Below are 12,676 nucleotides of genomic sequence, written 5' to 3'. Positions count from 1 at the left end.
CTTCCCGGAGCACGGGAACGGCCCCCGATTTTCCCGGCGGGCGGGACAACGGGGGCCGTACGACAGGGCGTTGCAGTCCCGTCAGCTCCAGCTGGCGTGCAGCGGCTTGCCCTCCGCGTAACCGGCCGCGCTCTGGATGCCGACGACGGCCTTCTCGGCGAACTCCTCCAGGGAGCCGGCGCCCGCGTAGGTGCAGGACGACCGCACACCCGCGATGATCGAGTCGATCAGGTCCTCCACGCCGGGGCGGGCCGGGTCGAGGAACATGCGGGAGGTGGAGATGCCCTCCTCGAACAGGGCCTTGCGGGCGCGGTCGTACGCGGACTCCTCCGACGTACGGTTGCGCACGGCACGCGCGGAGGCCATGCCGAAGGACTCCTTGTACGCACGCCCCTGAGCGTCGTGCTGGAGGTCGCCCGGGGACTCGTACGTCCCCGCGAACCAGGACCCGATCATCACGTTGGACGCACCGGCGGCGAGCGCCATGGCGACGTCGCGCGGGTGCCGCACACCACCGTCGGCCCACACGTGCTTGCCGTACTTCTTCGCCTCGGCGGCGCACTCGAGCACCGCCGAGAACTGCGGCCGGCCGACGCCGGTCATCATGCGGGTCGTGCACATCGCGCCCGGACCGACACCGACCTTGATGATGTCGGCACCGGCCTCGACGAGGTCCCGGACACCCTCGGCGGCGACGATGTTGCCCGCGACGATCGGCACCTGCGGATCGAGCGCGCGCACGGTCCTGATCGCGGCGATCATCGACTCCTGGTGCCCGTGCGCCGTGTCGATGACCAGCGTGTCGACGCCCGCGTCGAGCAGCTGCTTGGCCTTGCCCGCGACGTCGCCGTTGATGCCGACGGCGGCCGCTATGCGCAGCCTGCCGTCGACGTCGACGGCCGGCGTGTACAGCGTGGCGCGCAGGGCGCCCTTGCGGGTCAGGATGCCCGCGAGACGGCCCTCGGCGTCCACGGCCGGGGCGTAGCGCCGGTTGTGGTGGTCGAGGGTGTTGAAGGCCTCGATCGGGTCGATGTCCGCGTCGAGGAGCAGCAGGTCACGGGACATGACCACTTCGAGCTGCGTGAAGCGGTCCACGCCGGAGAGGTCGGAGTCGGTGACCACGCCGATCGGCTTGTTGTCCTCGTCGACGACGACACCGGCGTTGTGCGCACGCTTGGGCAGCAGCGACAGCGCGTCGGCGACGGTCTGGTGCGGGGCCAGCACGATCGGGGTGTCGAGGACGTGGTGGCGGCTCTTGACCCAGGAGATGACGTCCGTGACGACATCGATCGGGATGTCCTGCGGGATGACCACCAGGCCGCCGCGCCGGGCCATGGTCTCGGCCATACGGCGGCCGGCGATGGCCGTCATGTTGGCGACGACCAGCGGGATCGTGGTGCCCGTGCCGTCCGGGGAGCTGAGGTCCACGCCCTGCCGCGAGCCGACCGCGCTGCGGCTCGGGACCATGAAGACGTCGTCGTACGTCAGGTCGTACGCGGGCTGGATGTCATTGAGGAAACGCACGTGCTGCACATCCCAGTCGATCAGAGGTGGCCCCCGGACAGGTCAGCCAGGGGTAGGAGCACGTACTTCATTGTCCCATGCTGACCGGATTGCGATGTACGGTCACATCATCCAAGCAGGTCAGGGGCCCCTTCAGAGGAACCTCCAAGGCTGGCGTCGGCCTCCGGCGTCAGCCAAGAGCGAGCGCCACAGTGAGCGACGAGTCACGGGCGACCGCGTCGCCGAACACGTCCTGCGCGACCGTCCACTCCTCGGGCCTGGTCTTCGCGTACGGCTGCCAGTTCCGTACGACGACCAGCAGCCCCCGCTCGACGGCATCCTCCGGCCAGACGGTGCGGTCGGAGAGGGAGTCGGCCAGCGCGTCCCAGTTGCGGCCGAACCAGTCGGGCAGCCGCAGGGCGGTGGCGCAGCGGTCCATCAGGCCGGCCCTGTCGGTGACCCCGTCGAGGTCCAGCGTGACCACGAGCTCCGTCATGTCGGTACCGCCCTGAGCGTGTCGTAGTGATCGTCGAATGAGGGAGGGGGCGACCCGGGCCGCCCCCTCCTGATGTTCCGTCAGTGCCCGTCCGGATCGGCCCTGTTGAGCGCCGGCTTCGGCGTCGTCCCGGCCGTCATCAGCACGTCCGCCGCCGAGGTGTCCGTCACCAGGCTGGTGACGAGCCCCGAGCGCAGCACCGCGTCGATCGCGGCCGCCTTGCGCGCGCCGCCCGCGATCGCGACGACCTCCGGGATACGGCGGAGCTGGTCGGCCTTGACCGTGATGCACCGCTCGCCCAGGTCCCGCCCGACCCGGCGCCCCTCGGCGTCGAAGAGGTGCGCGGACATCTCGGCGGCGACGCCGAGCGAGGCGTAGTGGGCCCGCTCCTCGTCGCTGAGCATGTCGTGCACCGTGGAGATGCCGGGCTCCCAGGAGCCGATGGAGACACAGGCGACCGTGACCTTGTCGAAGTACTCGAAGGCCCGGGCGATCCCGGTCTGGTGGCGCAGCGCCGCCGCGGTGGCCGCGTCCGGCAGCAGCATCGGCGCGTAGATGGGGTGTGCGTCGCCGCCCGACACCTGGGCGGCCCGGCGCACCGCCTCGACCGAACCGCGCTCGGCGGTCCCCGCGTCGTACACACCCGTCAGCTGCACGACCGTGCACGGCGGCAGCCGGTCGAGTGCCGCGGCCATGTGGATGGTGGAGCGGCCCCAGGCCAGGCCCAGGACATCCCCTTCGTTCACCAGTTCGCCGAGCAGGTCGGCGGCCACTTCTCCCAGGTTCTCCGGGTCCGGCGTCTCCTCGGCCTCGGCCGGGGACTCCACGACGACGGCATGCCTGAGGCCGTACCGGGCGCGCAGCGCGTCCGAGCGGTCGGCGTCCAACTCGGCCGGGACACGGATCTCGATACGTACGAGATCCCGTTCGAGGGCGGTCTCCAGGACCCGGGCCACCTTGAAGCGGCTGACGCCGAACTCCTCGGCGATCTGGATCTTGGACTTGCCCTCGAGGTAGAAGCGGCGGGCCATGGCCGCCGCCTGCACCAGCTCAGCGGGTCCCATCCGCATGGCTGACCGGCCCGCCGACATACCCGACACGGCGATCTCCTCACTGCTGTTCACACTCTGGATTCGCCGTTCATCCTTGCAGATCCGGCGCTCTTGATCCGCCCTGATGGGCGCCGTTCACGTTCCCTTGGCTCAGTGGTCGCATGCCCAGGCGGCGGACTTGGTCACCGCCTCCGCCTGAGCGCGCAGCCCACGGACCGCTTCGGCCGGGTCCTCGGCCCCGTACACCGCCGATCCGGCGACGAAGACATCGGCGCCCGCCTCGGCACACCGCTCGATCGTCGACGCGGAGACCCCGCCGTCCACCTGGAGCCACAGCTGGAGGCCGTGCTTGCTGATCAACTCGCGGGTGCGGCGAATCTTCGGAAGCATGATGTCGAGAAACGCCTGACCACCGAAGCCCGGCTCGACCGTCATGATCAGCAGCATGTCGAGTTCGGGGAGCAGATCCTCGTACGGCTCGATGGGCGTCGCGGGCTTGAGCGCCATGGAGGCACGTGCGCCCTTGGCCCGGATCTCCCTGGCCAGCCGCACCGGGGCCGCGGCGGCCTCGACATGGAAGGTGACGGAGGAAGCCCCCGCTTCCACGTACTGGGGTGCCCATCGATCGGGGGCCTCGATCATCAGATGGCAGTCCAGCGGGGTGTCCGTCGCACGGACCAGGGACTCTACGACCGGCACGCCAAGCGTGAGGTTCGGGACGAAATGGTTGTCCATGACGTCGACGTGGAGCCAGTCGGCTCCCTCGACCGCCTTCGCCTCGTCCGCGAGACGGGCGAAGTCGGCGGACAGGATGCTGGGGTTGATCTGCACGGCCATGACCCAAGACTGCCATGCCGGAGCACGAATGTTCGCGCCGGTACAGAGCTGAGACGTTCATCGGATGTTGTGCTCGGGTCGCGCGTGCCATGCTGGGCGGCCGACCGGACGGCCGACCGGATCGTTGTGCGGCTGCGGGGGTGGCCATGACGAAGGTCCAGAAGTTCCAGGAGACGAGGCAGCGGACGCGGCCGGGACAGCAGGGCATCGCGCATCTGGTCTGCGGGCGGCGCGCGAAGTGGGTGGTGCTCGTCCTGTGGCTGGTGGTGCTGTTCCTGACGGCGCCCTTCGCCCAGAAGCTGACCGACGCCCAGGACAACGACGCGGCCTCCTGGCTGCCGGGCTCGGCCGAGTCCACCCAAGTCCTGGAAATCTCCGAGAACTTCAGACCGGAACAGATACCGGCGATCGTCATCTACGCCCGTGACGGCGGCCTGACGGCACAGGACCGGGCCGCGATCACCGAGGACGTGGGCCGGCTGAAGCAGCTGACCGACCACGGCATCCGGGGCGCCGAGACGCGGGGCCCGGTCTTCGACCGCGAGGCGGACCCACGCGCGGCCCAGGTCCAGGTCCCGATCACGATGGACGAGAAGGGCTGGGAACGCATCGCGCCCGCGGTCGACTCGATCCGGGACGTGGTCGGCGAGGGCGGCGGCGGACTGGCCGTGCACATCACGGGCCCGGGCGGCACATCCGCCGACTTCGCCGAGGCGTTCGAGGGCATCGACTCCACGCTGCTCCTGTCGGCGATGGCTGTGGTCATCGTGATGCTGCTGCTCACCTACCGGAGTCCGACCCTGCTCCTGATCCCCCTGGTGGCCGTGATCGTGGCCCTGTTCACCGCGCAGGCCTTCATCTATCTCCTGGCGGAGTACGGCGGCCTGACGGTCAACGGCCAGAGCGCCGGCATCCTCACGGTCCTGGTCTTCGGCGCGGGCACGGACTACGCACTGCTGCTCGTCGCCCGCTACCGGGAGGAGCTACGCCGCCACGAGGACCGCCACGAGGCGATGGCCCTCGCCCTGCACCGCGCGGGCCCGGCGGTGATCGCCTCCGGCGCGACCGTCGTCCTCAGCATGCTGGTGCTGCTGGCGGCGGAGATGAACTCGACGAGCGGCCTCGGCCCCGTCGCCGCGATCGGCGTCGCGGTCGGTCTGATCGCGATGCTCACACTCTTCCCCGCCCTCCTGGTCATCTTCGGCCGCTGGATCTTCTGGCCGGTGATCCCCCACCTGGGCACGGAGAACCCGGACCAGCGAGGCATCTGGGCCCGCATGGGCCGCCGTATCTCCCACCGCCCGCGCACGACCTGGGTCGCCACGTCCATCGCCCTGGCGGTCTGCTCCCTGGGCCTGATCCAACTGCGCGCCGAAGGCCTGAGCAACGCCGACGCGTTCACCGACAAGCCGGACTCGATCACCGGCCAGGAGGTCTCCGAGCGCTACTTCCCGGCCGGCACCGGCGACCCGCTGGTCATCGTCACCAACCAGGCACAGGCCGAACAGGTGGGCCGCACGGTGGCCGACACACCCGGCGTGGTCCCCGAGTCACTCGGCCTCCCGCCCGGCGCGAAGCCCTCCTACGACGGCAAGGTGCTCTTCGAGGCGACGATGAGCGATCCCGCCGACAGCGAGGCCGCGAAACAGACGGTCGAACGCGTACGCGACGCCGTGCATGCCGTGCCGGACGCCGACGCCCAGGTGGGCGGCGGTACGGCAGCCCTGCTGGACATGGACAGGGCAACAACGCACGACAACGTCCTGATCATCCCGCTCGTCCTGCTGGTCGTCCTGCTGATCCTCTGCGCACTGCTCCGCGCACTGATCGCCCCGCTCCTGCTGATCGGCACGGTGATCCTGTCGTTCACGGCCGCCCTGGGAATCAGCGCGCTGGCGTTCCGCCACCTCTTCGACTACGCGGGCGAGTCCACCGACTTCCCCCTCTTCGTCTTCGTCTTCCTGGTGGCGCTCGGCATCGACTACAACATCTTCCTCACGACCCGCATCCGCGAGGAGGCAACCCACCAGGGCACCCGCCCCGGCGTTCTCACCGGCCTGGCCGCCACCGGCGCGGTCATCACCTCGGCCGGCCTGGTCCTCGCCGGCACCTTCGCCGCCCTGGGCACCCTCCCCATGGTCGCCTTCGCCGAAATCGGCTTCGCGGTAGCACTGGGAGTGCTCCTGGACACCTTCATCGTCCGCTCGGTCCTGGTGACGGCACTGTTCCTGGACGCGGGGCCGAAGGTCTGGTGGCCGCACAGGCGGGCGCGGGAGGAAGAGCCACCTCTCGATGCCGTTTCACCATCCAGCCCGTCCGGCGTTTGAGGACGAGGCCCCTTCAGGGCCGAAGCGGGGTCTGGGGCGGCAGCCCCAGCGGGGTCAAGGGGCGGAGCCCCTGGCGGGGTCGAAGGGGCAGCGCCCCTGGAGGACGGGACGGGTAGGGGCGGCGGGGGCGAGAACAGCCAAGCCCGCACCAACCCCCCGGGCACCGAACGACCGGCGCCCCCAGACACCCCGCCCCTCAGCCCACCCGCCGAATCAACGCCAAATACATCGCATCCGTCCCATGCAGATGAGGCCACAACTGCACATCGGGCCCCTCCCCCAGCTCCGGCACCCCGGGCAACAACCCCCGAGCATCAATCAGCTCACCCCCAACCCGCTGCTTCAACACGTCCTCGACAACCGCCCGCGTCTCAGCAAGATGCGGCGAGCAAGTGGCGTACCCCACCACCCCACCCACCCGCACGGAGTCGAGCGCCCCCCGCAACAACCCCCGCTGCAACGGCGCGACCCCATCCAGATCCTCCGGCCGACGCCGCCACCGCGCCTCAGGCCGCCGCCGCAACGCCCCCAGCCCGGTGCACGGAACATCCACCAACACCCGGTCAAAGCTCCCGGCCCGCCACGCAGGCCGCGTCCCATCGGCGGCGATGACCTGATACGGCCCCGGATTCCCCTCCAACGCCTTGGCCACCAGGCCCGCCCGATGCGGCTGCTTCTCGGAGGCGAGCAACGAGGCTCCCCGCTCGGCGGCCAACGCCGCGAGCAACGCGGCCTTCCCTCCAGGCCCGGCACACCCGTCGAGCCACCGCTCATCAGGCCCGTCCAGCGGAGCATTGGCAAGGGCGAGGGCAACCAGCTGGCTCCCCTCGTCCTGCACCCCCGCACGCCCTTCCCGCACGGCCTCGATCGCCCCCGGCTCCCCGCCCTCGGCAAGCCGCACGGCATAAGGCGACCAACGCCCCGCCACCGCGGCCTCCTCCCCGAGCAGTTCCTCGGTCGTGGCACGTCCCGGCCGCGCGACCAGCGTCACCTCGGGCCGCTCGTTGTCGGCCTCCAGCAACCGCTCGATCGCGGCCCGCCCTCCACCGAGCGAGTCCCACAGCGCGGAGACGATCCACCGCGGATGCGAGTGCACCACGGCGAGATGGTCCTCGGGATCCTCGTCGTACGGCGGCGCCACCCGCTGGATCCACCCGTCGAGATCGTCCTGCGCGACCTTCCGCAGCACGGCGTTGACGAACTTGGCCCGCCCGTCCCCGAGCACGACACGGGCAAGCTCGACGGAGGCGGACACGGCGGCATGCGGCGGGATCCGCGTCCCGAGCAGCTGATGCACACCGAGGCTGAGCACATCGAGCACCGGCGGATCGACCTCACGCAACGGCCGGTCCACACAGGCGGCGACGACAGCGTCATACGTCCCCTGCCACCGCAGCGTCCCGTACACCAGCTCGGTCGCGAGCGCGGCGTCCCGCCCGTCGAAGTCGCCCTTCTCCCGCGCCTTCCGCAGCAGCGGCGGCAGCACGAGATTGGCGTACGCGTCCCGCTCGTCCACGGCGCGCAGCGCCTCGAAGGCGAGCATGCGGACGGGGTCCTTCTTGGGCCGTCGGTAGGGCTTGCCGGGTTTGCGGGGCCGACGGGAGGTGTCGCTCACGAAAAAGGTGCTCCGGATTGCTGGATCGAGATACGCACACAGCGTACGTCGCACCGGAGGCCCGCGCGCAGGACGGTCCGCCGACCAACCGACGAGCGGCGGACAACCGGCACTCAACAATCAGCCAACGGTCCCCGCACCCGCCACATCCGCGTCGGCATCCGCATCCGCGCCATCGAACCTCAAGCCCCGAGGATCTCCCCGTCGTCGATCCTGACCCCCCGAGCCCAGTCCGCGGCCCGCATCGGCTTCTTGCCCTGAGCCTGCACCCACAGCAACTCGACGGCGTACGAACCGGTCCCGACGTACACGTTGTTCTTCCCGACGGAGAGCGCACCAGGCGCGAGGTCGTCCCGCCCGGGCACCGGCTGCACCTGGATGAGCTTGAGCCGCTCGCCACGGAAGGTGGTCCAGGCGCCCGGCGCCGGGGTGCACCCACGCACGACCCGGTCGACGCGCAGGGAGGGCGCGCTCCAGTCGATGTGGGCGTCCTCTACGTTGACCTTGGGAGCGAGAGTGATCCCTTCGGACGGCTGCGGTACGGCCTTCAGCGTGCCGTCCTCGATCCCGTCCATGGTCGCCGCCAGCAGCCCGGCGCCGGCGAAGGCGAGGCGGGTCAGCAGGTCGCCGCTGGTGTCGGTGGCCCGGACCTCCTCGGTGACGGTGCCGTAGACAGGTCCGGAGTCGAGCCCTTCCTCGATGAGGAAGGTGGAGGCCCCGGTGATCTCGTCGCCGGCCATGATGGCGTGCTGCACCGGCGCCGCCCCACGCCAGGCGGGCAGCAGCGAGAAGTGCAGGTTGACCCAGCCGTGGGCCGGGATGTCGAGGGCGACGCGCGGCAGCAGGGCGCCGTAGGCGACGACGGGACAGCAGTCGGGCGCGATCTCCCTGAGCCGCTCCAGGAACTCGGGGTCACGCGGCCTGGCCGGCTTGAGCACCTCGATCCCGGCCTCCTCGGCCCGCTCGGCCACCGGGCTGGCCACCAGCCTGCGCCCACGCCCGGCCGGCGCGTCGGGCCGCGTGACGACGGCGGCCACCTCGTGTCGCCCGGAGGCGATCAGAGCGTCCAGAGCGGGAACGGCGACCTCGGGGGTACCGGCGAAGACAAGCTTCATGGGTGGGTTCGGGCCTCTCGGGCGGGGGTTGTTGCGGGCAGCGCACAAGTCTATGTGTGCATGGCGCCCACGAACGGAAAGCCGCCAACGGCGAGCAACACCCACAGGAGAGTCCAGCCTCTTGGCCAAGGAACGGGTGGTGCGCGGGCGGGCAAAGGATCCGAGGCCGAACGCCGAGGCGCACACCCCGCGCGCAGGGGCGTAGGCATATGCCCACACGCCCCCACTGCGTGACCCGCGGAGCGATCCCGCGTTGGTCAAGAAAGAGTTGACCACAACGGGCCGCACCCGCCGTACTCGCGGCCCACTCCTTTTCAACGCCGGTTCGAGAGGCTTGTTCATGGCCGACCACGCAACCCACGACGCCCAGGCTCGGGCCAGCCTGCACTTGCTGGTGCGGGACATCGAGCGGGTCCGCCGGCAGGTGGACGCACTGCGCACGCTCACCGCGCAACTGGGCAACGTCTACCGCCCGCGCCGCTCCGGTCCCTCCACGGGCTTCGTCGTCTACGGACGCGCCCCCGCCCCGACGGTCCGCCTCGCCCAGGAGCTGCGGGACAGCGTCGAAACCCTGGTCACGGCAGCCGTGGACTTCGACCGCTCACTCGGCTTCTCCTGGGACGCGGTGGGTTCCGCCCTCGGCGTCACCAAACAGGCGGTCCACCGCCGCTACGGCGCACGCCGCGCCACCGCCCAGGCGACAGCCGAGGCCGAGCGTGCGACCGAGCCCTCGGGAACCCGCACGGTCAATGTCACCACCGCCATCCCCACGGTGCCGACGGTCCCCGCGGCCCGCTCCATGCCGACGCAGCCGACGGCAGGCAGCCCCGGCCTGCGCGACGAGGCCAGGCCGACGGCCTTCCCCGGCCCGCGCAACGGCTGACCCCCCTAACTCTGCCCTCCTGGAGCGCACCCGGGAGGGCAGAGCCATGCCAGTCCCACAAGGGCCACGCCACCGGCATCAGTCACCAGTCACCAGTCACCCAATACCAGCGGCACCCGGCACACCGGCGGCACCCGACATTCCACCGTCACCCAATATCAGCCGGATCAATCCGAACCGACACCCGCACCACAGCCTCACCACCGCCACCCCCACTCCCCCGAGCCATCCGCGCCGCCTGCGCTGCCTTCAACGCGGTCGCCAACGCGGCCCCCCGCCCCGGCGGCACCCGGATCAACGCCCGCTCCCAGTGCTCCCCGGGCGGCGGCGCCCCCACGCGCCGCGGCCGCCCCGCCGGCGTGACGGGCAGCGGAACCGGCCCCAACACCTCCGCCTGCGGCGGCAGTGCGAGCGCACGGAGGAACTCGGCGACCGCCTCCCCCGGCCCGGCCACGGACGCCATGCGGGACACCGGCGGAAACCCCAGCTCTGCCCGCTCGGCCAGCTCCCGCACCGCGTGCCCGACCGGATCCCACCGCACCAGCGCCTGAACGGGCCGCAACGTGGGCTCGGCGACGACCACCACCGTCCCCCCGACCCGCTGCGGCCGTACCAGCGACGCGGCCGCGATCCACCGCCGCAACGCGTCCTCCCCGGCCCGCAGATCGGGTCGCCCGAGCATCGCCCAGCCGTCCAGCAGCAGTGCCGCCGCATACCCGCCTTCGGCAACCGGCTCGGCCCCAGGCGTACTCACGACCAGCGAGGGCGTGCCCGGCACGGTGTCCAGCACATGCTCTCGACCTGACGTCCGCACCGGAACCGCGGGAAAGGCCCGCCCCAACTCCTCGGCGGTCCGCCGCGCCCCCACCACCTGAGCCCGCAACCGGAACGCACCGCACTCCGGACAGTGCCAGGCGCCCTCGTCACGCCCGCACCACCCGCACCGCAGATCGGCCCCCGAGCCCCGCGCCTCCAGCGGCCCGGAGCAGTGCCGACACCGAGCGGGCGCCCGGCAGTTGGCGCAGGCCATCCGCGGCACGTACCCGCGCCGGGGCACCTGCACCAGCACCGGCCCATGCCGCAGCCCCTCCCGCACCACCTGCCAGGCGAGCGTGGGCAGCCGGGCGGCCCGAGCGGCCTCGTCCCGCGCGAGATCCGCGTCCCCGACGGTCCGGACGAGCGGAGCCGCGCCCCGCACCTGTTCCCGCCCCGCGACCAACGGCCGGGCCCAGCCACTCTCCACGAGCTGGGCGGCCTCGACCGTGCAGCTCCAACTCCCCAGCAGGAAGCCGCACTTGTCCTGCGCCGCCCGCAGCAGGAGCACTTCCCTCGCATGCGGCTGCGGAGCATGCTGCTCGCTGTGGCTGTCGTCGCCGTCGTCCCAGAGGGCGACCAGCCCTAGATCCCGCACGGGGGCGAACATGGCGGCCCGAGTGCCCACGACCGCCCGCACGCTGCCCCGCCGCACCGCGAGCCACTCCCGATACCTCTTCTCGGGCCCGGCATCCGCGGTCAGGACCGCATGCCGCCCCTCTCCCATCAAGGAGGTCAGCGCGGCGTCGACCCGCGCGACAGCTCTGCCGTCCGGCACCACGACGAGCGCCCCGCGCCCGGAGGCCAGCGTCGCGACAACGGCCCGAGCCAACTCCTCACTCCACTCGGGTCCGGGCAGCGCATTCCATACGGCACGCGGCGCGCCCCCGGCAGCCAGCGACTCCAGGAAGGCGGCCCCCCGCTCATACCGGCCCCATGACCCCACCTCGGGCACTCCAGGCGCCGGAAGCGGTTCCGGCGAGGGACGCTGCTCGGCCCGGGCACTGCGCGGTGGCACGGCAAGCTGCAGCACATCGGCAAGCCCTCCGGCATACCGATCGGCAACGGCCCGGGCAAGCCCCAACAGCTCCTCGCTCAACACCCGCTCAGGGGACACGACCTGCGCGAGAGCCGCCAGCGGCCCGGAGTAGTCGGACTCGGCGACCCGCTCGACAAGGAACCCGTCAATGAGCCCGCCGCCTTCACGCCGGCCCTCACGCACCCGATGCCGCCCGGCCCCGAACCGCACCCGCACCCGAACGCCCGGCTGCGCGTCGGCGTCCAGTTCCTCGGGGACGGCGTAGTCGAAGTACCGATCGAGGTGCAGCACACCCTTGTCGACCAGCACCCGCGCCACGGGCAGCTCCTTGGCGAGCGCGGCCCCCCGCCACGTCCGCGGCTTGGCCTTGGGCACCTTGGCCTTGCGCACACTCTCCCGAATGAGCGCAAGCTGCTCGGGCGGCGCCCCCTCGGCCCCACCGCCCGTCTGCCCGTTCTCGCTGCTCACGCTTGCATTCTTACCAAACGCCACTGACAACCGACGCGCCCCGAGATCCCGACGGCAACGAAGCGCGCATCCTCCCCACCCACGTCAGACACGCCGAGGCCCGGCGCCCCTTGGGGCGCCGGGCCTCGTACGAACCAGTGGAGCCGGGCTTACAGCCCCGCCGCCTTCCGCAGCGCCTCAACCCGGTCCGTCCGCTCCCAGGTGAACTCCGGCACCTCACGGCCGAAGTGACCGTAGGCCGCGGTCTGGGCGTAGATCGGGCGCAGCAGGTCGAGGTCGCGGATGATGGCGGCCGGGCGGAGGTCGAAGACCTCGTCGATGGCCTTCTCGATCTTCTCGGCGTCGATCTTGGCCGTGCCGAAGGTCTCGACGAACAGGCCGACCGGCTCGGCCTTGCCGATCGCGTACGCCACCTGCACCTCGCAGCGGGCGGCCAGACCCGCCGCGACGACGTTCTTGGCGACCCAGCGCATCGCGTACGCCGCCGAACGGTCCACCTTGGACGGGTCCTTGCCGGAGAACGCGCCA

At 71.5% G+C, this 12,676-nt stretch carries 10 protein-coding genes; 2 read left to right on the top strand and 8 right to left on the bottom strand.

The annotated features are described in order from the left end of the window. Positions 1 to 81 precede the first annotated feature (81 nt). From IF78_RS0131220 to rpe, 4 genes are all read right to left on the bottom strand, one after another. Positions 82 to 1,524, bottom strand: a complete 1,443-nt coding sequence (locus tag IF78_RS0131220; protein WP_031486088.1) for a GuaB1 family IMP dehydrogenase-related protein — start codon at positions 1,522 to 1,524, stop codon at positions 82 to 84. Between the two features lie 169 nt (positions 1,525 to 1,693). After that, positions 1,694 to 1,999, bottom strand: a complete 306-nt coding sequence (locus IF78_RS0131215) for a barstar family protein (RefSeq protein WP_031486087.1) — start codon at positions 1,997 to 1,999, stop codon at positions 1,694 to 1,696. An 80-nt stretch (positions 2,000 to 2,079) separates the two neighbouring features. Further along, complete coding sequence (locus IF78_RS0131210; RefSeq protein ID WP_031486086.1) at positions 2,080 to 3,123, bottom strand: sugar-binding transcriptional regulator; 1,044 nt, start codon at positions 3,121 to 3,123, stop codon at positions 2,080 to 2,082. A 78-nt stretch (positions 3,124 to 3,201) separates the two neighbouring features. Beyond that, positions 3,202 to 3,888 carry a ribulose-phosphate 3-epimerase gene (rpe, locus tag IF78_RS0131205; protein WP_031486085.1) on the bottom strand — a complete coding sequence of 229 codons (687 nt, stop codon included), beginning with the start codon at positions 3,886 to 3,888 and terminating at the stop codon, positions 3,202 to 3,204. Between the two features lie 146 nt (positions 3,889 to 4,034). Here rpe and IF78_RS0131200 point away from each other — a divergent pair, with 146 nt between their 5' ends. Continuing rightward, complete coding sequence (locus IF78_RS0131200) at positions 4,035 to 6,215, top strand: MMPL family transporter (protein ID WP_051828316.1); 2,181 nt, start codon at positions 4,035 to 4,037, stop codon at positions 6,213 to 6,215. A gap of 196 nt (positions 6,216 to 6,411) precedes the next feature. Here IF78_RS0131200 and IF78_RS0131195 read toward each other — a convergent pair whose 3' ends face one another. Further along, positions 6,412 to 7,830: an RsmB/NOP family class I SAM-dependent RNA methyltransferase gene (locus IF78_RS0131195; RefSeq protein ID WP_031486083.1), complete on the bottom strand. Its 1,419-nt coding sequence runs from the start codon at positions 7,828 to 7,830 to the stop codon at positions 6,412 to 6,414. A 182-nt stretch (positions 7,831 to 8,012) separates the two neighbouring features. Next, complete coding sequence (gene fmt, locus IF78_RS0131190) at positions 8,013 to 8,945, bottom strand: methionyl-tRNA formyltransferase (RefSeq protein ID WP_031486082.1); 933 nt, start codon at positions 8,943 to 8,945, stop codon at positions 8,013 to 8,015. A gap of 340 nt (positions 8,946 to 9,285) precedes the next feature. Between fmt and IF78_RS0131185 the strand changes: the two genes are divergently transcribed. Further along, positions 9,286 to 9,828 (top strand): hypothetical protein, encoded by a 543-nt coding sequence (locus IF78_RS0131185; RefSeq protein WP_031486081.1) that lies wholly within the window; start codon positions 9,286 to 9,288, stop codon positions 9,826 to 9,828. A 148-nt stretch (positions 9,829 to 9,976) separates the two neighbouring features. On the opposite strand, the gene IF78_RS0131180 is transcribed toward IF78_RS0131185, so the two are convergent. Together IF78_RS0131180 and IF78_RS0131175 are read right to left on the bottom strand one after the other, a co-directional pair. Next, positions 9,977 to 12,148, bottom strand: coding sequence for a primosomal protein N' (locus IF78_RS0131180; RefSeq protein WP_031486080.1), 2,172 nt, complete (start codon positions 12,146 to 12,148; stop codon positions 9,977 to 9,979). Positions 12,149 to 12,297: 149 nt separating this feature from the next. Next, positions 12,298 to 12,676 (bottom strand): methionine adenosyltransferase domain-containing protein (locus IF78_RS0131175; protein WP_031498559.1); only part of this gene is annotated, 379 nt, incomplete at its 5' end.

The sequence above is a fragment of the Streptomyces bicolor genome (assembly GCF_000719285.1).
Taxonomy (GTDB): Bacteria; Actinomycetota; Actinomycetes; order Streptomycetales; family Streptomycetaceae; genus Streptomyces; species Streptomyces bicolor.
Note: the sequence above shows the minus strand (reverse complement) of the source record. Positions and strands in the feature narration are given on the sequence as shown.

What these genes read in the sequence shown, in the direction of transcription:
- IF78_RS0131185 (WP_031486081.1), top strand. Translation starts at nt 9,286, where the DNA reads ATGGCCGACCACGCAACCCACGACGCCCAGGCTCGGGCCAGCCTGCAC.
- fmt (WP_031486082.1), bottom strand. Translation starts at nt 8,945, where the DNA reads ATGAAGCTTGTCTTCGCCGGTACCCCCGAGGTCGCCGTTCCCGCTCTG.
- IF78_RS0131215 (WP_031486087.1), bottom strand. Translation starts at nt 1,999, where the DNA reads ATGACGGAGCTCGTGGTCACGCTGGACCTCGACGGGGTCACCGACAGG.
- IF78_RS0131200 (WP_051828316.1), top strand. Translation starts at nt 4,035, where the DNA reads ATGACGAAGGTCCAGAAGTTCCAGGAGACGAGGCAGCGGACGCGGCCG.
- rpe (WP_031486085.1), bottom strand. Translation starts at nt 3,888, where the DNA reads ATGGCCGTGCAGATCAACCCCAGCATCCTGTCCGCCGACTTCGCCCGT.